This window comes from Vibrio sp. JZG10, from assembly GCF_054064075.1.
This window is the reverse complement of sequence record NZ_JBSUGE010000019.1, coordinates 1-19158: the sequence shown is the minus strand read 5'-3', so window position 1 is coordinate 19158 and position 19158 is coordinate 1. Positions and strand designations below refer to the sequence as shown.

Genomic DNA, 19158 nt, shown 5'->3' with positions numbered 1-19158 from the left:
GAAAAAAAATGGCACGCATTATTGTAGTAACGTCTGGTAAAGGTGGCGTTGGTAAAACCACTTCAAGCGCAGCCATCGCCTCTGGTCTAGCTCTGAAGGGAAAAAAGACCGCGGTGATCGATTTTGATATCGGTTTGCGTAACCTCGACCTAATCATGGGCTGTGAGCGCCGTGTCGTGTATGACTTTGTGAACGTCATTAACGGCGAAGCGACATTAAACCAAGCGCTGATCAAAGATAAGCGCACGGACAACCTATTCATTCTTCCTGCTTCTCAAACTCGTGATAAAGACGCACTGACAAAAGATGGTGTTCAGCGCGTATTCGGCGAACTTGATGAAATGGGCTTTGATTTCATTATTTGTGATTCACCAGCAGGTATCGAACAAGGCGCATTGATGGCCTTGTACTACGCCGATGAAGCCATTGTCACAACGAACCCAGAAGTCTCTTCTGTGCGTGACTCTGACCGCATTCTCGGTATTTTAGATTCTAAGTCACTGCGTGCAGAACAAGGGCTAGAGCCAGTAAAACAACACCTGCTACTGACTCGCTACAACCCATCTCGCGTCACTCAAGGCGAAATGCTAAGCGTTGAAGACGTAGAGGAGATCTTACATATTCCACTACTGGGCGTGATTCCAGAAAGCCAAGCCGTGCTTAACGCGTCGAACAAAGGTGTACCGGTTACTTTTGACGATAACACCGATGCGGGCATGGCTTATTCTGACACCGTTGATCGCTTATTAGGCAATCAGGTTGAATTTCGTTTCCTTACTGAGGAGAAGAAAGGACTCTTTAAACGACTCTTTGGAGGCTAGACATGTCATTATTAGAATTTTTCCGCCCACAGAAGAAAACTTCTGCGAATCTAGCTAAAGAGCGTTTGCAAATCATTGTTGCTGAGCGCCGCAGCCAAAATGATCCTGCGCCTTCTTACTTACCTCAATTGAAAGAAGACATCTTGAAAGTGATCAGTAAGTACGTGGCAATTGATCCAAATATGGTTGACTTGACATTTGAGCACAAAGACGACGATATCTCAGTTCTTGAGCTCAATGTGAAGCTACCAGACGACGAGAAATAAACCACTTTTCCTCACGAGATTGAATGCTCAGATTAGAATGAAAAAGGTTGGCACCGAGGCCAACCTTTTAATCTTTTATTACTTTAATGCTTTGTTCATCTTGTCGCCGAGCAGATCCAAACGCCATCCCTGCATCAAGTCAGGCAACACTTCTGTATCGCGATCTTTTTTCCACACCCAACTGATCAGCTGATTAATCTGCTTTTTAGAAGCAAGGAACTCCGTCGCTAAGCCAGACTTCTGCGACGCCGATTTCACTATGTCTTTCATATTTTTGAAGACTTGTTTGTAACCTGGATAATCCATTAAGCGTTCAATTTTCGCTGGATACTCTTCAGAAGGTGTTTGCTTCGCTTGTTTAACAATAGCGGCAATCTTCGCGCCATGGCGGTTAATCGCTCGGATATCAATATCTTCCGCTTCCATCTTCTTAAAGTTAGTTAAGCCAAGACGAGCGACTGTTAACAGGTCACCTTCTTTGAAGATAAAGTTCAGCGCTAAATCTCGTTTGATTGCTTCACGGTAACGCCACGTCGCTAGAGGCTTTAAAATCGCCAGCTCAGAAGGTTTTAACTGCCAAGCACCTTTAATATCAAGGTAGGCATTCTCTTCATTAGTGACGCGAATGCGTTTTGAAACCAACAAATCACTTTCTTGTTGTACGGCTTCCCACCAACCTGCTTGCGTCACCTTATCGAAAAGCTTTTCGTATAACGGTAGCAAGTAATGCACGTCTGCAGCAGCATAGTCTAATTGCTTTTGTGTCAGTGGACGAGCCATCCAGTCAGTACGTGACTCACTTTTGTCGAGCTCAACACCTAAATATTCTTCCACCAGCGTTGCAAAGCCTGTTGATAGACCGTGGCCAAGAAAGGCCGCCATCAACTGAGTATCTACCATAGGGAACGGCGTACAACCAAATGCATTTTGGAAAACTTCTAAATCTTCACCGCAGGCATGCAGCACTTTTAACACGGAAGTATCTTTTAATAGCGCTACGAACGGCGTCATATCCGTTAATTCGGTCGGATCAATCAGCGAGAGGCGATTACCATCGAAAAGCTGAATCAGACCTAACTGCGGGTAGAAAGTGCGAATACGGACGAATTCGGTATCCAGCATCACTACATCTGCCTCTCGGGCGTGAATGCAAACTTCTTCTAGATCTTTGTTTTTGGTAATAATTTGATAATTCACATACTTCTCGCTATAAAAAATGCCAGCAAAACGCTGGCATTCTATCATTTTTTAAATCTCTCGACTCGACGAAATCGGCTTATGCGCTTTTCTTCGCGAGTTCAGCGTCGTTCTCTTCACGCAGAACACGACGCAAGATCTTACCGACATTGGTTTTAGGGAGGTCTTCACGGAACTCAACCAACTTAGGTACTTTGTAGCCAGTTAAGTGCTGACGACAATGCGTAATAACTTCATCTTTGGTCAAGCTCGGGTCGCGCTTCACGACGTAGATCTTCACTAATTCACCAGAGACTTCGTGCGGTTGACCAATAGCAGCCACTTCAAGGACTTTGCCGTGCAGTGCTACAACGTCTTCGATTTCGTTCGGGTAAACATTAAAGCCTGATACTAAGATCATGTCTTTCTTACGGTCAACGATGTGCAAGAAGCCTTCGTCATCGAACTTAACAATGTCGCCCGTTGATAGCCAACCGTCTTCGTTGATCGTATCTTTCGTTGCTTCAGGTCGTTGCCAGTAGCCTTGCATAACCTGAGGGCCACGAACTTGAAGTTCACCAGTTTCAGTATTCGCAAGAGCGTTGCCTTCTTCGTCCACAATGCGAACTTCCGTTGATGGCACAGGCAGACCTATCGATCCATTGTATTCAACAAGGTCATGCGGGTATGCCGCAACCAATGGAGAACACTCGGTTAGGCCGTAACCTTCTAGTAGGTAACAACCCGTGGTCTTTTGCCATCTTTCTGCTACTGAGCGCTGCACTGCCATGCCGCCGCCAACGGCTAAACGTAGGTTACTGAAATCCAACTCGTGGAAATCTTCGTTGTTGATCAAAGCATTAAATAAGGTGTTCACGCCCGTAATCGCAGTAAACGGATGCTTTTGTAGCTCTTTCACGAACCCTGGAATATCTCTAGGGTTGGTAATAAGTAGGTTACGGCCACCCATTTCGACAAACAGTAAACAGTTTACGGTAAGAGCAAATACGTGATACAGCGGTAGCGCTGTCACGACCAATTCGCGGCCTGGAGATAAAACCGGTCCGTACGCGCCTTTTGCCTGTAGAACGTTCGCAATCATGTTGCGGTGAGTCAGAATGGCACCTTTCGCGACGCCTGTCGTCCCCCCCGTATATTGCAGGAATGCAATGTCATCCCCAGACATAAACGGTTTAACGTATTGTAGACGACGACCTTTACGTAGAGCCTGACGCATTGAGATCGCACCAGGTAAATCGTACTTAGGCACCATGCCCTTAACGTACTTCACAACAAAATCGACAATCGTACCTTTCGCTCGTGGCAGCATTTGACCAAGGCTGGTTAACACCACGTGTTTAACTGGTGTTTTATCGACGATTTGTTCTAGCGTGTTCGCAAAGTTAGATACAATCACAATCGTCGTCGCACCTGAGTCATTCAATTGGTGTTCAAGTTCACGAGGAGTGTAAAGTGGGTTAACGTTTACGGCGATACAACCTGCACGCAAAATACCAAACAACGCCACTGGGTATTGCAGTAGGTTTGGCATCATCAGAGCAACACGGTCACCCTTTTGCAGTTTTAACTCGTTTTGCAGATACGCTGCGAATGCGCGACTACGCTCTTCCAATTTACGGAAGGTCATAACCGAGCCCATGTTCATGAATGCTGGTTGGTCTGCATATTTTTGTACAGACTGCTCAAACATTTCTACCAAAGACTCATATTGCTCTGGATTAATGGTTTCAGGTACGTCACTTGGATAACGTGAAAGCCATGGTTTATCCACGATGTTACTCCTCGTTTATAACTGGCTAAAAAATAGCGTCCTTTTTATTTTGAAAGCTATTACAGCACAGCGAACGTGCTTGAGCACGCAACTCTCAAACACTTGTTTAAATTTTGTTAACTACACCAAGAATTCGCGTTGCGACCTCGAGTATTTGCTCTAAATGACAGTGATGACCACCCTTGACAGAAACCACTTGCGGCGGGTTCTCTCCCCAATCAGCTTGGTTAGATGGTAAATTCTGAAATCCTTGATCGCCTAATACGATCAAATGAGGACAACGTATTTGGCTGGTAATCGAGTTAGCATGCGCTTGCGCCATTCGGTAAAGCGACGCACATTTTAACTTGGCGTCATGCCGCCAATACCATTTATCTCCTCGCTGCTCCGTTCCTCGCTCGACTATCGGCAGAAGCTGCTCAGCGGTTAATTGGTTGGCTTGCACGCGTAATTTTAACGCCAGATCGAAGGAGGCAATGGCTCGCTCTGGCTTGTTTTGCTGTCTTATTCGACTTAAAACGCCATCGCGAAGACGAGGCAAACTGTTAGTAGGATCTTCAGTAAGAGGTCCTGCTCCCTCAATTTGCACAAGAGCTTCGACCTGCTCTGGAAACGCAGCACTATAGCAACTTGCGATTAAAGCACCAAGTGAATGCCCTACTAATATCAGTCTGTTTGGTGATAATTCGTCCAACAGCTGATATAAATCGGCAATATAGTCGTGAAAGGGATAATAATTATCGTGAGATTTATGACTCGATAAACCGTGACCAAAATGATCGATGGCGAGGAGGTGTAAGTGAGGATTAAGTTGGTTCAACTGCTCCATGAGCGCTTTAAAGCTGCCCGCATTATCTAACCATCCATGAAGAAAAACGACTGACAAGTCAGCCGTTTTCTCGTTCCCTATCTCAAGGGCTGCCATTTTGCCGGCAGGAAGCTCGAATTGACGCTCATGCATCGCAGATTATTTGACCTGTTTTATCACTTTACCGTCTTGTGGGAAATCATTACGCCACATTCGGCAGTTAATCGAGTAACATGGGTAAAAGTAGGTTGGCGAGTCATACATGCGTACACGTTCTTCAATTTTCCATAAACGATACCCTTCCCCCTTAATAATCGGGAAGATGTAACCGTGCTCACCGATCTTTCCTTCTTCTTCCCCTGCTCCTTTGCCTACAACCGTCACCAAACGGCCTTCACTAAAGGCGACAGGCTCTAAATAGCCATCAAAATAGGCGACAAAACGTCCCGTAGGCTCTTCATCAATATCCGGTTTACCAGATTTACTGATTGGTAGGTTTACAATCTCTAGACGGGTTTTATCTTTAAAGTTATCCACTTTAGCGATGATTCCACCAAGGCGAACATCTTCACTCACTTGCCCCTGAGACTCAGCAAAAGCTTTATAGTCTGTAACGACCAATTCTGTGCTTGCATTTAGCTCCTCTGGCAACGAGCTACACGCAGACAAACCAACCGTAGCAAATAATGCGAGAAAAAACCGTCCAAAAACCTTCATAAACCACCTTTCAATATTAGTAACCCCAAGCAGGGGAGATCTCACACGTAAATATCGACACCAAGTAATTGAGCCAGTTCCTCTTTTTTAGCTCGATTCATGACATCCATGTACTGCTCCATTGCTTTACGTGCGCTCCCTTCAGGAAGGTCATATTGCACTTGAGCTCGGTGAATTTGGGACTCATCCACGTGTTTTATGGAGTGCGCCACAGCGTTAGCAACCTTTGAAGGCTGACCTACAGGCTGCTTTGTTTGTGATTTATCTACCTGCTTCTTTTTGCTGACTTTATTAGTGCGATTTGCACCGGGAATCAAAGAAGGAGGCAAGCCATTAATCGACGCCATAGCACTCCATAAAAATACAGGGCAAACGCCCTGCTTTTTGTCAGGTTAATGAAAAACGGACTATTCGCGACCAGGAAGTTTTTTCCATGTCACATTATCGCGTAGATAAACTGGGCTAGAATCTTCTACCGGCACAGTATTACCCTTTTTAAATTCTTGTTCAGCAAGAATCACGATGTCTTGTGAATCAGGGTACAGAACCTCACCATGCGTCAAATTAAATGGTAGGTCTGCTAATACTTCTTGGTATGCATCCCAACCAGTACCTGCTGTCGTCCACATTTTGTCGTCTGCCTGTGCTTCTTCAGTTAGACGTGCTGGTGGAATAACACACTCTTCATCAATACCAACCCATTCACCATTGTCTTGACGAGAATAGCGCGCCCAATAAATTTCACTCATACGTGCATCAATGGCCACAGCAACATTGGTCACACCATGTAAACGATGGCTACCTTGAGCCATCGCAGCCAGTGTTGAAACGCCGATCATAGGTAAGTCAGCACCGAACGCCAAACCTTGTGCGATACCAATACCGATACGAACGCCAGTAAAGCTACCTGGACCACGTCCAAACGCTAACGCATCCAGCTCTTGTAGAGTCAGGCCAGCTTCTTTGAGTACTTCATCAACCATTGGCAGTACTTTTTTGGTGTGATCGCGTGGTGCAACCGCGCTACGTGAAATCACTTGATCATTAGCCAACAACGCAACTGAACAGTTTTCAGTCGCTGTATCGATAGCAAGAATTTTTGCGCTCATTTAACTCTCTACAACTCTCATTTATTGGGTTATGCCTCAGCACTTGCGTCTGTGACAGATTGTTCTGCTTTCAGGAATGCTTTGATTCCATCTAAGTCTCGCGTCCTTGGGATAGGTGGTAGACTTCCGAGGAAAATACCACCATAGTCTCGCGTGACAAGGCGATTATCACAAATGATCAACGCACCGTGATCCTTCTGATCTCGAATTAATCGCCCGACTCCCTGCTTTAACGTAATCACTGCATCCGGGATTTGTACTTCAGCAAATGGTTCACCGCCACGTAATCGACAATCCTCGATACGGGCTTTGAGTAACGGATCGTCAGGGGCGGTAAACGGTAATTTGTCGATAATAACACAGCTCAGCGCATCACCTCTAACATCAATCCCTTCCCAGAAAGCGCCCGTCGCCACGAGTAAAGCGTTACCCAGTTCCATAAACTCCGCCAAGGTTTTCTGCTTACTCATCTCCCCTTGCATTAACACAGGCAGCTCAAGTACTTCTCGGAACTTCTCACCGAGCTCACGCATCATGCTGTGCGAGGTACATAAAAAGAAGCAGCGACCATCATTTTCTTCAATCACCGGAGCAAGCATTCGGACTAACTTATCCGCTAAGCCGTTACTGTTTGGCTCTGGCAGATACCTTGGCACACAAAGGCGCGCTTGTTTTTGATAATCAAAGGGGGACGGCAGAGAAAATTGCTTTGTAGGCTTGAGGCCAAGGCGCTCAGTAAAGTGCTTGAAGTCGCCCGATACGGCTAGAGTTGCTGACGTGAAAATCCACGCGCCTTGTTTAATCTCTATTTGCTCATGGAACTTGTCCGCGACAGAAAGAGGCGTAATGTGCAGAGCGAAATGACGAGGCGAGGTATCATACCAGTATGAGTAACCGGTAATATCGACATCACATACCCGGTCGATGCGGCCTTTGATCAAGTTGGCTCGTTCAAAGGCGGTATCCAGTAATTGACTGCGCCCTAAGGCTATTTTGAGTACATCAATCGCCAGTTCGAGGCTATCAGTTAAGCGCAACAATTCTCGCTTAATAGAGCCTGATTGCAACGCCTCACGCCAGTTGCCACGAAAGCCTGGCTCACCCAGTACAATCCGCATGTCCATTGCGCTTTGCATGAGTTTGTCACCCACTTTTTGCAATTGGCGCATATCTTTTGCTTCGGTGCGGTAGGCTATTTCAATGTCTTTGGCAAGATCATGAATTTGACGGCTTGAAACTGACTGGCCGAAATATTCGCTCGCAATATCTGGCAACTGATGAGCCTCATCAAAAATAAACACATCGGCTTCTGGAATCAGTTCGCCAAATCCTGTTTCTTTGATCGCTAAGTCAGCAAGAAATAAGTGATGGTTCACCACAACAATGTCGGAATCCATGGCTCGCTTACGCGCTTTCAATACAAAGCAATCGGTGTAGCTCGGACACTCTTTACCTAAACAGTTATCATTGGTTGAAGTGATGGTTGGAATGATCATGCTGTCTTCTGGCAGATCATCACAATCACCAAGGTCACCTATTTTGGTTTCTGATGACCAAGTACGCACTTTAACCAATTGAGTTAATAGCGTCGGGTCAGATTCATTAGTATGGCTTTCGACCATTTGGCGGCTCAAGCGATCCAAACACAGATAGTTAGAACGCCCTTTTAATAATGCCACTTGGCCATAAAAACCAAGCGCATTGACCATGAGTGGTAAGTCACGATGGTACAACTGCTCTTGCAAGTTTTTCGAGCCTGTACTGATGATCACTTTTTTACCGCTCAACAGCGCAGGGACTAGGTAGGCGAAGGTCTTACCGGTTCCGGTTCCAGCCTCTACCACCAACTGGGTTTGATCTTTGATCGCACTGCTGACGGCTTCCGCCATATCGATTTGTGGCTGACGAGCTTGAAAGCCCGGAATGGCCTTACCTAACGCGCCATCAGAGGAAAAAGTTTTTGCGATCATGCTTGGTATTGAGTTTGAAAAATTATCGAGAGTATATCAGAGGAATAGGAGTGACATCAGCCCACAATCTGGCCAGCTTGCGGCGACGCACGGATATTTTGTTGAAACCAACGTAAGAATAGATTATTTATGGTGAAACATGGCAGTACAGTTACACCCGCCTGGGAATAATAACAAATTCGTACGCTAAAATATTAATGCATGGAAGTACCTGATTTATGGAAAAGAAAACACTGTTGACCCACTGTTCTGACGCCCCGGGTCTCATCTCGAAAATTACTAATATCTGTTACAAGCACCAACTCAACATCGTTCACAATAACGAATTTGTTGATAATACCAGTGGCCACTTTTTCATGAGAACGGAGCTGGAGGGATACTTCAACGATCAAACGTTTCTTGCCGACTTGGACCAAGCTCTCCCGCAAGGTGCTAAGCGTAAATTGGTTGGCTCTCGCCGTAAGCGCATCGTCATTCTCGTCACAAAAGAAGCGCATTGTTTAGGCGATATTCTGATGAAAACCTACGATGGAAGCCTAGATGTTGAGATCGCCGCTGTGGTAGGGAATTACGACAAACTGCAAACTCTCACTGAACGCTTCGACATTCCTTACCACCACGTGACCCATGAAAACCTTAGCCGTGAAGAACACGAGCAGAAGATGTTAGAGGTGATCGACCAATACGATGCTGACTTTTTGGTGTTAGCTAAATACATGCGCGTATTGACGCCTACGTTTGTTGAGAAATACCACCACAAAATCATTAATATTCATCACAGCTTCTTACCTGCTTTTATTGGCGCTAAGCCATATCAACAAGCTTACGATCGCGGTGTGAAAATCATCGGTGCAACGGCACACTTCGTGACCAATGATTTAGATGAAGGGCCGATCATCAAGCAAGACGTAATTCCTGTCGACCATACATTCAATGCCCAAGATATGGCACAAGCGGGACGCGATGTAGAAAAGAATGTGTTGAGCAAAGCGTTGAATAAAGTCATTAACGACCACGTCTTTGTTTATGGAAATAAAACAGTGATCCTGTAATCCTTCCGCACTAGTTACAAAGAGAATGAAACCCGTCCAACTTGACGGGTTTCATCTTTTCAGGGATATCCCCCGACTCTAACCATCAAAATTAAACCGATATATTATAATTTTTTCATTTCACTACAACTATTTACTGAGAGAATGATTCCGTTTATCATTTGGTCCCTTATAATAAACCACGTTAATATTACGGAATTAAAATGAAAAAAACGTTAGTGGCTTTTCTGATTGGGCTGACTTTGCCAGCAACCACAATCGCGGATACTCTTAAGCCTGTTCAGAATGATGTATCCACTCGCATTATTGGCGGCGAGCCAGCTAATACTTCCGACTGGAAGTTTATTGCTTCACTGGTCCGTAAAGGACAGCCAACATCTATTGGTCACTTCTGTGGCGGTAGTTTCCTTGGTGGAAAATACGTATTAACTGCTGCGCACTGTGTGGAAGGTCTTAATGCGGACGATATTGATATCGCTCTTGGTCTTTATGATCAAAACAACGAGTCTCACGCGCAGCGCATCGCGGTTAACAATATCTACTCGCATACTGCATATAACAGTAATACAACGAACAATGACATCGCTCTTATCGAATTAGAACGTAATGTCGATAGCGCGACTATCGATTTGGCAACGCCAGAGCTTTTGGATAGTGTACGCGTAGGAGATAAGTTGCACGTGGCTGGATGGGGAAATACGTCCACGACAGACCGAGTATACCCAACCGTTTTACAACAAGTTGATTTGGAATACGTAGATCGAGCAACCTGCCAAAACCTATCGGGAAATTACTCTAATGTATCAGATGACGGCATTTGCGCCGGATACTATTGGGGAGGTAAAGATAGCTGCCAAGGAGATAGCGGCGGTCCGCTCATCGTTGATGATAACGGCATCAACAAATTATTAGGGGTGGTCAGTTGGGGGGATGGATGTGCTCAACCAAATGCTTATGGTGTTTATGCAAACGTCGCTCATTTTCAGCATAACGGCTGGATAGATAGTCATCGTAATACTATCAGCTACACTCAGTATCGAGATCTTCATTTCGTTGAGCGAAAAGCGCAGCAAGAGACCTTTACTATTCGTAATGACGAGGTGAACACGCCAATCAACATCACGGGCGTTACCCTAACAAGCGGAATCAGCCTCGCCAAAAATACCTGTACTGCGACACTGGCACCATCTCAGAGCTGTCAAATTACGGTAGGCTACTACCCAAGCTACTCGCACTCAGTTGAAACGATTGAAGTCTCTACTGATCATCCGAAACTATCTAAACTTTCGACTACCTTAATATATAGTGGTATTGATAAAGCAAGCAGCTCATTGAGCAGTGCCGTTACGCTAGCTGGCGCAAACGTGTACACCAATGAACACGCTTGGACCACTGAAAATGGTGAACTTCAGTCAGCAGAAATGGGAATGTCTACTGGTGCATCCATCTTGCATTTAACCGATCTTCCAAAAGGCAAACTATCAATGGACTTTAAAGTCTTGTCAGATGGTTTCGATGTTTTTGTCGTTTACGTCAATGGCCAAGAGTATGACTACACTCGCCAGCTTCTTGAGTACAATGAACTTTCTATCGATCTTTACCGGAAGTCAAACACGGTTACTTTTGCTTATCTGAAAAACTACGAGTTTAGCGGTGGTTACAACGCGCAAGCTTATATTCGCAATATCAAGATGTCAGTTAGTTCAGATAACACTAGCGAGAGCAGCGTAACAAAAACATCGAGTTCAGGCGGTAGCTTCTCGATTAGCCTCTTGATGTTGCTAGCTGCAGGTCCTTTCCTGCGTCGCAAAAAAGGATAACAAGATGCAATATATACTCAAAACAATGCTGCTTGGTTTGAGCTCAATCAGCTTAGTCGCTTGCTCGGCAAATACAGAAATGCAGCAAGGTCAAGAGTCTGAACATCAAGCCATCATGGTTGAAGCGTATCGAACTAGCGATAGTCAAATTTCATTTATCGCCGAGTCTAATGGCTGCAGTAAGAACGATGACTTTAGCTTAAAAATAGAGCAAAACTCTTCAACGGAAGCCCTGCTCACAATCGTCAGGAACAAAGTGGATCATTGTAAACGAATGCCGTTTCCAAAGACTTTCACACTAACTCTAGACGAAGAGTTGAAAGGCAAAAAGCTTTCCATTACCAACCCAAAAAGCAAGTCACCGGCTAAATAGTGATTCGCTTACGAAAGGGAGCCTCGGCTCCCTTTTTGCCTCTCGCAACTCAGAAATTTCACTCTAGCGTTTTACGCCTGCTCAGACTCCACAATACGCTTAAGTGAATGCGGGTGCAGCTTGATACAAATGCCTTGGTACTTAAACGCCACGGTTGGGTTGTTCAAGCGTTCGCCTTCCCCTTTCGGGCTCGACAATTTGATCTTCACACCCAGCTCTTTTAACTCATCAAAACGCGCGCCAAACGCTGGGTAAGTGTGTTTCAAATCAGCAAGAAACTCATCTGCGGTTTCGGCATGAGACGGAATCACAAACTCCACATGTTCCCAGCTTTCATTTGGGTAGATTTTGCCTTCCGCAGGGTATGGCAGCTCCAGACACTCAATCTTCCAGCCACGGCTTTCCAACGCTTTGTCGAATTCGATAACGATGATTGGGCGACCGTTTATTTGCGCTTGTGAAATCACCTTACCGTATTGATTCCATGCTTCATGCGCGGCTTTCGCTGTTTCAGTATCATTAATACGCAGCGCAATATGGTCAGCTTGAGCAAAGCTCAGATCCAGTTTTAACAGGGTTGCAAGCTCTTCAATCTTCGCCATAAATGCGTCCAGATCTTGGATCATCAATTCAGGCGTTAGGCGCTTTTCAACTAGTTGAGTCGTCATTATGGCTCTCTTATGGGGCGATTTATCTCATTACTTTGAGCGCAATAGTAAACGCAAACTAAGCCACATTTCCATTCAATCGAAAAAGTAAAAATTTCGCCTATTCATCTCTGTATGAAAAGCAATAAAGTTGTTATGATTAGCCCATTTTTGTGAACTCTAACAGAGCTCGGCGTACATTTTGCCGAGTTCTTTGTCCTTGAATTGAAGGAAACGCGTGTGAATATCCAAGCACTTATTAATGACAAAGTATCTCAGGCTCTAGAAGCCGCTGGCGCACCTGCAGGCAGTCCTGCAGCCGTTCGCCAATCAGCAAAGCCACAATTTGGTGATTACCAAGCAAACGGCGTAATGGGCGTTGCTAAAAAACTGGGTACTAACCCTCGAGAATTTGCACAGAAAGTACTGGATGTTCTGGACCTAGATGGTATTGCGAGCAAAACAGAAATCGCTGGCCCTGGTTTCATCAACATTTTCCTAAGCGAAGAGTTCCTTGCGAAACAAGCCGACGCGGCGCTAGCAGACGAACGTCTTGGCGTAGCTAAAGAAGAAGCACAAACCATCGTTGCCGACTACTCTGCACCAAACGTAGCAAAAGAAATGCACGTTGGTCACCTACGTTCAACCATCATCGGTGATGCGGTAGTACGTACGCTTGAGTTCTTAGGTCACAAAGTGATCCGCGCGAACCACATCGGCGACTGGGGTACTCAGTTCGGTATGCTTATCGCAAACCTTGAGCGTGTGCAACAAGAGTCTGGCGAAGTTTCTATGGAACTTGCGGACCTTGAAGGCTTCTACCGCGAATCGAAAAAGCTGTACGATGAAGATGAAGAGTTCGCAGTAAAGGCGCGAAACTACGTGGTAAAACTGCAAAGCGGTGACGAGTACTGTGCAGAAATGTGGAAAAAACTCGTTGATGTAACCATGATCCAAAACCAGCGCAACTACGACCGTCTAAACGTGTCACTGACTCGTGACGACGTAATGGGCGAAAGCATGTACAACGACATGCTTCCTAAGATCGTTGCAGACCTAAAAGAACAAGGTCTTGCCGTTGAAGATGATGGCGCGCAAGTTGTATTCCTAGATGAATACAAGAACAAAGATGGCGAACCAATGGGCGTTATCGTTCAAAAACGCGATGGTGGTTTCCTATACACAACAACAGATATCGCATGTGCAAAATATCGTTATGAAGAGCTAAGTGCAGACCGTGTGCTTTACTTCATCGACTCACGTCAACACCAGCACCTAATGCAAGCTTGGACAATTGTTCGTAAAGCAGGCTACGTACCTGAGTCAGTATCTCTTGAGCACCACGCGTTCGGCATGATGCTGGGTAAAGACGGAAAGCCATTCAAGACTCGTGCGGGTGGTACCGTTCGTTTAGCAGATCTTCTGGATGAAGCAGAAGTTCGCGCAGCACAGCTGATCGAATCTAAAAACCCTGAACTAGATGCGGAAGAAAAAGAGAAGATCTCTAAAACAGTTGCAATGGCAGCGGTTAAATACTCTGACTTATCTAAACACCGTACGACTGACTACGTGTTCGATTGGGACAACATGTTAGCGTTTGAAGGTAACACAGCACCATACATGCAATATGCATACACTCGCGTAGCTTCTATTTTCGCTAAAGCTGGTGTTGCTATGGACGCTCTCCAAGGTGACATCAAAATCACTGATGAGAAAGAGAAAGCACTTATTGCTAAACTTATGCAGTTCGAAGAAGCGGTTCAATCTGTTGCTCGCGAAGGCCAACCACACATCATGTGTAGCTACCTATTCGAACTAGCAGGTCAGTTCTCTAGCTTCTACGAAGCGTGCCCTATCCTAGTTGCTGAAGACGAAGCAGTGAAACAAAGCCGTCTGAAACTAGCTGCGCTAACAGCGAAGACCATCAAGCAAGGTCTGTCTCTACTGGGTATCGATACTCTAGAGCGTATGTAATCCGCTTTTACGTAAGTAGCTTAAGTAGTACAAGCTAAATGATGACGAAGGTTGACGTGAAAGCGTCAACCTTTTGTTTTATCTGTCGTATACTACTTCAAACTAAAAATTAATCGGACAGCAATAATGAGTTTTGAACTTCATCCTCAATTGGCAAAAGACACTTCGGTGATTGGTCACTTCCCACTTTGCGTCGCGCTTCTTCATAAAGATAATGCTGTGCCATGGGTTATCTTGGTGCCTAAACGCGAAAATTTGAAAGAGCTACACCACTTGCCAATGCAAGAGCAACAACAGTTTTTGCTCGAATCTCAAGCGGTAAGCCAAGCACTCGAAGCGACATTCCGCCCAGACAAGTTAAACCTTGGCGCCCTAGGTAACATGGTGCCACAGCTGCACATTCACCATATCGCTCGCTTCAAAGGTGACGTAGCATGGCCGGGACCCGTTTGGGGTAACACCAAAGGTGAGTTTCGTACTAACGAAGAACAAGAAGAGATTCTTAACCGAATTCGTAATGTGTTGTCGTTAAGCTCTATCTTCCGTAAAGCGTAACCGTTCGTTATATAACTTTTAATTCAGGCAGAAAGTAAAAAGCCACATCATTGCTGATGCGGCTTTATTGTTTGTGCGCGATGGCTCATTACTCCTACTACATGGTTACGGTAAGTGACAAACCATCGTGCTTTGTGACTGCATAGCGTATTCGCGTTATATGACGAGCTTTATTTGTATCTACCAAGCGAGAAATGCGACCTTTGTTAATCCATACACTTAACATGGCGTCTGCACCGTCTTCACTCATTCCGAACTGTTTTGCTAGCTCAGATTGGGAAACCGTTCCTTTTTCGGCAATATATTGATAAAGCTCTTTTAAAATCATACGACTTGCGCCTCAAACTCGCCTTGATGTTTCTTGCCTACACGCTTGAAAACGCGGTACGTGCCAAAGAAAATCGCAATAATTGCAGCAATCCAAACGCCGCTGGTGATAGGGCTATCAGCGAAATGCATAAGCTGATGATAGAAAGTCGCACTCAAGTACGCGAGCCCCATTGTCCATACCGCTATGAAGCGCGCAAAGTTATTGCCGAATTCTCGAACATAGGCACCCATCGCAGCCACACAAGGAGTGTAAAGTAAGATAAAAATTAGGTACGCAAAAGCAGCATGACCAGAAACAAATTTCTCTTTTATGTTACCAAAGATCGATTCATCAATTTCTTGCTCCTCTGCGACTGCATGAGAATCCGCTAAATCACCGACGTCAATTCCCAGCGGATCAGAATAGCTCAGCCCTGCTAGGTTTTCAGGAATGCTCATCACCGCTTCTTCTAGGCTACCCACAAGATCAAAGTCTGCATCCTCTCCATCGGTTGGCGTAGTATATAAGCTGTTCAATGTGCCCACGACTGCCTCTTTCGCGAAGATACCAGTAATAATACCAACCGTTGCTGGCCAGTTATCCTCTTGAATACCAATTGGTGCAAACACTGGCGTCACAACCTGAGCGGCTTTTGATAGAACCGATTTATCACTGTCTTCATTACCGAATGTACCGTCAGTTCCTAGCGAGTTGAGGAAGCTCAAGATAGCAACAACCACTACGATGGTTTTACCTGCACCCAATACAAACCGCTTAAGTTTTTGCCAAGTTTTGATCACGACGTTCTGCAACGTTGGAAGCTCATAGTCAGGCATTTCCATCACCAAGCTATCACTGCTGCCAGGATACAGCGTGTGCTTGAGGAACAAACCGGTAAACACCGCGGCGACAATACCAAGTAGGTAAAGTGCAAACACAATGTTTTGACCAGAGCCTGGGAAGAAAGCGGCAGCAAATAAAGCGTACACAGGTAAGCGAGCACCACATGACATAAACGGTGCCATCGACGCAGCCAACTTGCGCTCACGCTCTTGGTCTAGCGTGCGCGTTGCCATTATTGACGGAACGTTACAGCCAAAACCAAGAACCAAAGGGACAAACGCTTTACCCGGCAAGCCGATTTTCTGCATCACTTTATCAAGCACAAACGCAGCACGTGCCATGTAACCCGAGCTCTCAAGCACAGCAAGGAATAAGTACAAACACGCTATGACCGGGATAAAGGTCGCAACTGTTTGAATACCGCCGCCTAAACCATCAGCAATCACCGTAACTAGCCATACGGGGAGGTGACCATCTAATAAGTGGTGTCCACCATCAACCAGCAATGCGCCTACACCAATGTCAAAAAAGTCGATAAATGCACTACCGATGTTAATCGAGAACATAAACATCAAGTACATAACCACAAAGAAGAATGGGATCCCAATCCACTTGTTCAAAATAAATTGGTCGAGTTTTTCAGTCACGCTACGACTTAGCTTGCCTTCGCTTCGGCGAACTTTTTTACACTGTTCATGCAGGTATGTGTACTTGGTATCCGCGACATGCAAATCGATATCCAAATCTAAAGTCGCAATGACTTCCAATACTTTGCTTCTCTCAATATCGGAAAGGCTATTGAGAACCATCGTATCTTTTTCAAGCGCACGAATAGCTAATGCACGATGGGCGACGGTTTGATCGTTAAAAAGTGCGGAAACAGTTTGAATCGCCGACTCCATCTTTTCACCGTAATGCAAAGATAGCTCTTTAAGCGCGATCCCTTGAACGATGGACTTATGAAGTTTTTCTTTAAACTCTGCAACTTGAGTTTTATTGGTTGCAGATAAACTTACTACAGGACAACCTAATGTTTTCTCAAGCTCTGAAACGTTAATCATTTGACGTTCACGTTTTAGTGCATCCATTTTGTTGAGAACAACAATCATAGGACGGCCAAGTTCGCGAAGTTGCAACGTCATATATAAGCTACGCTCTAAACTCGTAGCATCCACCACGTTGATAATGAGATCGGCAGGATGAGTTAGAACCGCACGCGATGCAATGGATTCGTCAATACTATTGCTATCATTACCACTGTCTAACGAGTAAATACCAGGAAGGTCAGTGAGCAAAAACTCGTCACCCGCATGTTTGAATTGTCCCGTTTTCTTTTCAACGGTGACGCCTGCCCAGTTACCAACTTGCTGTTTTGCGCCAGTCAAACCATTAAATAGCGTCGTTTTACCACTATTAGGATTACCTACGGTAAGCACTTGATATTGCATTACACTCGCTCCACTTCAATTTTCTGAGCAATGGTTTCTCGCAATGCGACAGACACACCACGGACTTCGACTTGTAAAGGATCGCCCATTGGAGCACGTCGAATCACTTTGACTTCTGTATTGGGAAGCAGCCCCATTACCATGAGTTTCTTTCTGATATCTGATGAAAGACCATCTAACAACCGAATCGTCACCGTATCGCCAGGATTAATCTCTGATAACTTCATAGTGGCCCTTAAGAGTATTGCTAATGAGAAATATTATTATTTAATAAGTTTAGGCTGCCAATATTACTCTCCTATAACCCTTCAATCCTTGTGTGAAATCAAAGATTTCATAAATGTTTTCATGCTTTCAAACGTCAACTCCGTAAATTTCCTCTCGTTATTTACGTCAAAATTAACAATTAAAAATCACGACCAATGAAATAAAAATGTCACAAACAAATGGTAAAGATAAAAATTTCCACACAAAACAACAGGTTAGATGACATTTAAAACTTTGTCGTTTTTCTCATATCAACATGGCGTTATTTTTATAAGAAAAATAAGTAACCTCTCGTATAGTTACTCCATCGAGAGGGCAACCTCTCAAATGAATTCCAGAGGTGGCATGGCAACATGTCACTCCGGCAGCAAGCGAAGGTGTCATTGACACCCGTGGTATAGTCCCCCCGGCTATACCACGATATTTTTTTTCATCTCTCTCTAAACTCTTTATCTTATCCACCTTTTCAGCGCAGTTCTGTTTTCACGAATTTCGCATACCCCCACTACTCAAATGAACCAACGCACTCTAGATACAAAAATACAACCATTCATCTATTTGTCGCCGTAGGTAAATCCGTCCTCTTAAGCCATGTATGGTTATAGCTAAGAACAGCGCTACTAACAGATAGAGCGTGACCGTGCTTACGTATTGAGAATGGATTTGTAGGCTAGATGTGATGAAGAAGCAATGAGAATCACTGCATTGGTAGCTCTAGAATAGTAGAGCGCTATAAGCAGCTCCCCAGTCTTTTGAATATTCACTAGGGAGTGTGTAATGAGGGTTTTTAGTTGGTTTCTTGGCTTTCTTGAGTCAAAGCAAACTTGGAAGGAGGCAAACCAAAATGCAATTTAAACTTTTGGCTAAAGTAAGAAGGATCATTAAAGCCGCAGTTAAACGCTACTTCGCTGATTTTCTCGCCCGCTAATAACTGCTCACACGCCGTTTCTAAACGAACTTCGGTTACATAATCTTTTAACGTTCTTGACGAGGCTGATTTAAAGCGCCTCTGTAAAGAGCGTTCTGACATGAACAGCATTTTAGCCGCTAAAGCAGTACCAAACTCAGGGTCATGGTAATGCTCAGCCACCAGCTGATAGACTTTTTGCAACCATTCTTTCTCTGGGGTCACTCAGGGCAAGATCATGAAAACCCCTTGTGGAATAAGGCTTGACCGAGAGCACGATTTCTACCAATTTCTACATTGAAG

At 44.9% G+C, this 19158-nt stretch carries 18 protein-coding genes and 1 pseudogene; 7 read left to right on the top strand and 12 right to left on the bottom strand.

Annotation, left to right across the window (positions count from 1 at the left end; genetic code table 11):
* The first annotated feature begins 8 nt into the window (after positions 1-8).
* Together minD and minE are read left to right on the top strand one after the other, a co-directional pair.
* Positions 9-821, top strand: a complete 813-nt coding sequence (gene minD, locus ACWYVB_RS18695) for a septum site-determining protein MinD (RefSeq protein WP_005388331.1) — start codon at positions 9-11, stop codon at positions 819-821.
* Between the two features lie 2 nt (positions 822-823).
* Entirely contained in the window at positions 824-1087 is a 264-nt protein-coding gene (minE, locus tag ACWYVB_RS18690) for a cell division topological specificity factor MinE (RefSeq protein ID WP_005396037.1), read from the top strand.
* Positions 1088-1165: 78 nt separating this feature from the next.
* Here the strand turns inward: minE and rnd are convergent, their stop codons facing one another.
* The 7 genes from rnd to ACWYVB_RS18655 form a co-directional block, all read right to left on the bottom strand.
* The gene (rnd, locus tag ACWYVB_RS18685; RefSeq protein ID WP_457529724.1) at positions 1166-2284 is read right to left on the bottom strand and encodes a ribonuclease D; all 1119 of its coding nucleotides are present in this window, start codon (positions 2282-2284) and stop codon (positions 1166-1168) included.
* A 79-nt stretch (positions 2285-2363) separates the two neighbouring features.
* A complete protein-coding gene (fadD, locus tag ACWYVB_RS18680; protein ID WP_005396044.1) occupies positions 2364-4055 on the bottom strand; it encodes a long-chain-fatty-acid--CoA ligase FadD in 1692 nt (563 codons plus the stop codon).
* A gap of 106 nt (positions 4056-4161) precedes the next feature.
* Positions 4162-5016, bottom strand: a complete 855-nt coding sequence (locus ACWYVB_RS18675; protein WP_006743344.1) for an alpha/beta fold hydrolase — start codon at positions 5014-5016, stop codon at positions 4162-4164.
* Positions 5017-5022: 6 nt separating this feature from the next.
* Positions 5023-5580, bottom strand: coding sequence for a Slp family lipoprotein (locus ACWYVB_RS18670; protein WP_237283698.1), 558 nt, complete (start codon positions 5578-5580; stop codon positions 5023-5025).
* Between the two features lie 41 nt (positions 5581-5621).
* Complete coding sequence (locus tag ACWYVB_RS18665; RefSeq protein WP_012842040.1) at positions 5622-5927, bottom strand: hypothetical protein; 306 nt, start codon at positions 5925-5927, stop codon at positions 5622-5624.
* 60 nt (positions 5928-5987) lie between these two features.
* The gene (gene tsaB, locus ACWYVB_RS18660; protein WP_301567590.1) at positions 5988-6689 is read right to left on the bottom strand and encodes a tRNA (adenosine(37)-N6)-threonylcarbamoyltransferase complex dimerization subunit type 1 TsaB; all 702 of its coding nucleotides are present in this window, start codon (positions 6687-6689) and stop codon (positions 5988-5990) included.
* A 29-nt stretch (positions 6690-6718) separates the two neighbouring features.
* Positions 6719-8659 (bottom strand): ATP-dependent DNA helicase, encoded by a 1941-nt coding sequence (locus ACWYVB_RS18655; RefSeq protein WP_457529721.1) that lies wholly within the window; start codon positions 8657-8659, stop codon positions 6719-6721.
* Positions 8660-8877: 218 nt separating this feature from the next.
* Between ACWYVB_RS18655 and purU the strand changes: the two genes are divergently transcribed.
* The 3 genes from purU to ACWYVB_RS18640 all read left to right on the top strand — a co-directional run bounded on the left by purU (position 8878) and on the right by ACWYVB_RS18640 (position 11904).
* The gene (gene purU, locus ACWYVB_RS18650; protein ID WP_005382206.1) at positions 8878-9711 is read left to right on the top strand and encodes a formyltetrahydrofolate deformylase; all 834 of its coding nucleotides are present in this window, start codon (positions 8878-8880) and stop codon (positions 9709-9711) included.
* Between the two features lie 203 nt (positions 9712-9914).
* On the top strand, positions 9915-11531 hold the full coding sequence (locus ACWYVB_RS18645; RefSeq protein ID WP_457529719.1) for a trypsin-like serine protease: 1617 nt from the start codon (positions 9915-9917) through the stop codon (positions 11529-11531).
* A gap of 4 nt (positions 11532-11535) precedes the next feature.
* Positions 11536-11904 carry a hypothetical protein gene (locus ACWYVB_RS18640; protein WP_104971400.1) on the top strand — a complete coding sequence of 123 codons (369 nt, stop codon included), beginning with the start codon at positions 11536-11538 and terminating at the stop codon, positions 11902-11904.
* Positions 11905-11975: 71 nt separating this feature from the next.
* Here ACWYVB_RS18640 and ACWYVB_RS18635 read toward each other — a convergent pair whose 3' ends face one another.
* Positions 11976-12572, bottom strand: a complete 597-nt coding sequence (locus ACWYVB_RS18635) for a VOC family protein (RefSeq protein ID WP_104971399.1) — start codon at positions 12570-12572, stop codon at positions 11976-11978.
* A 219-nt stretch (positions 12573-12791) separates the two neighbouring features.
* Between ACWYVB_RS18635 and argS the strand changes: the two genes are divergently transcribed.
* Positions 12792-14525 carry an arginine--tRNA ligase gene (argS, locus tag ACWYVB_RS18630; protein ID WP_012842044.1) on the top strand — a complete coding sequence of 578 codons (1734 nt, stop codon included), beginning with the start codon at positions 12792-12794 and terminating at the stop codon, positions 14523-14525.
* Between the two features lie 126 nt (positions 14526-14651).
* Positions 14652-15080 (top strand): HIT family protein, encoded by a 429-nt coding sequence (locus ACWYVB_RS18625; protein WP_237283692.1) that lies wholly within the window; start codon positions 14652-14654, stop codon positions 15078-15080.
* Positions 15081-15177: 97 nt separating this feature from the next.
* Here the strand turns inward: ACWYVB_RS18625 and ACWYVB_RS18620 are convergent, their stop codons facing one another.
* The 4 genes and pseudogenes from ACWYVB_RS18620 to ACWYVB_RS18605 all read right to left on the bottom strand — a co-directional run.
* Positions 15178-15408, bottom strand: coding sequence for a FeoC-like transcriptional regulator (locus tag ACWYVB_RS18620; protein WP_457529715.1), 231 nt, complete (start codon positions 15406-15408; stop codon positions 15178-15180).
* A complete protein-coding gene (gene feoB / locus ACWYVB_RS18615; protein ID WP_457529713.1) occupies positions 15405-17681 on the bottom strand; it encodes a Fe(2+) transporter permease subunit FeoB in 2277 nt (758 codons plus the stop codon). The genes ACWYVB_RS18620 and feoB overlap by 4 nt, the downstream gene beginning before the upstream one ends.
* Positions 17681-17908: a FeoA family protein gene (locus tag ACWYVB_RS18610; protein WP_005382190.1), complete on the bottom strand. Its 228-nt coding sequence runs from the start codon at positions 17906-17908 to the stop codon at positions 17681-17683. Before ACWYVB_RS18610 ends, feoB begins: the two co-directional genes overlap by 1 nt.
* Before the next feature lie 827 nt (positions 17909-18735).
* A pseudogene (locus ACWYVB_RS18605) lies at positions 18736-19080 on the bottom strand (helix-turn-helix transcriptional regulator); the annotation flags it as partial.
* Between the last annotated feature and the right edge of the window lie 78 nt (positions 19081-19158).

Coding starts and splice junctions, on each gene's coding strand:
- minD (WP_005388331.1), top strand. CDS start 9: ATGGCACGCATTATTGTAGTAACGTCTGGTAAAGGTGGCGTTGGTAAA.
- minE (WP_005396037.1), top strand. CDS start 824: ATGTCATTATTAGAATTTTTCCGCCCACAGAAGAAAACTTCTGCGAAT.
- ACWYVB_RS18675 (WP_006743344.1), bottom strand. CDS start 5,016: ATGCATGAGCGTCAATTCGAGCTTCCTGCCGGCAAAATGGCAGCCCTT.
- ACWYVB_RS18670 (WP_237283698.1), bottom strand. CDS start 5,580: ATGAAGGTTTTTGGACGGTTTTTTCTCGCATTATTTGCTACGGTTGGT.
- ACWYVB_RS18665 (WP_012842040.1), bottom strand. CDS start 5,927: ATGGCGTCGATTAATGGCTTGCCTCCTTCTTTGATTCCCGGTGCAAAT.
- tsaB (WP_301567590.1), bottom strand. CDS start 6,689: ATGAGCGCAAAAATTCTTGCTATCGATACAGCGACTGAAAACTGTTCA.
- ACWYVB_RS18655 (WP_457529721.1), bottom strand. CDS start 8,659: ATGATCGCAAAAACTTTTTCCTCTGATGGCGCGTTAGGTAAGGCCATT.
- purU (WP_005382206.1), top strand. CDS start 8,878: ATGGAAAAGAAAACACTGTTGACCCACTGTTCTGACGCCCCGGGTCTC.
- ACWYVB_RS18645 (WP_457529719.1), top strand. CDS start 9,915: ATGAAAAAAACGTTAGTGGCTTTTCTGATTGGGCTGACTTTGCCAGCA.
- ACWYVB_RS18640 (WP_104971400.1), top strand. CDS start 11,536: ATGCAATATATACTCAAAACAATGCTGCTTGGTTTGAGCTCAATCAGC.
- ACWYVB_RS18635 (WP_104971399.1), bottom strand. CDS start 12,572: ATGACGACTCAACTAGTTGAAAAGCGCCTAACGCCTGAATTGATGATC.
- ACWYVB_RS18625 (WP_237283692.1), top strand. CDS start 14,652: ATGAGTTTTGAACTTCATCCTCAATTGGCAAAAGACACTTCGGTGATT.
- ACWYVB_RS18620 (WP_457529715.1), bottom strand. CDS start 15,408: ATGATTTTAAAAGAGCTTTATCAATATATTGCCGAAAAAGGAACGGTT.
- feoB (WP_457529713.1), bottom strand. CDS start 17,681: ATGCAATATCAAGTGCTTACCGTAGGTAATCCTAATAGTGGTAAAACG.
- ACWYVB_RS18610 (WP_005382190.1), bottom strand. CDS start 17,908: ATGAAGTTATCAGAGATTAATCCTGGCGATACGGTGACGATTCGGTTG.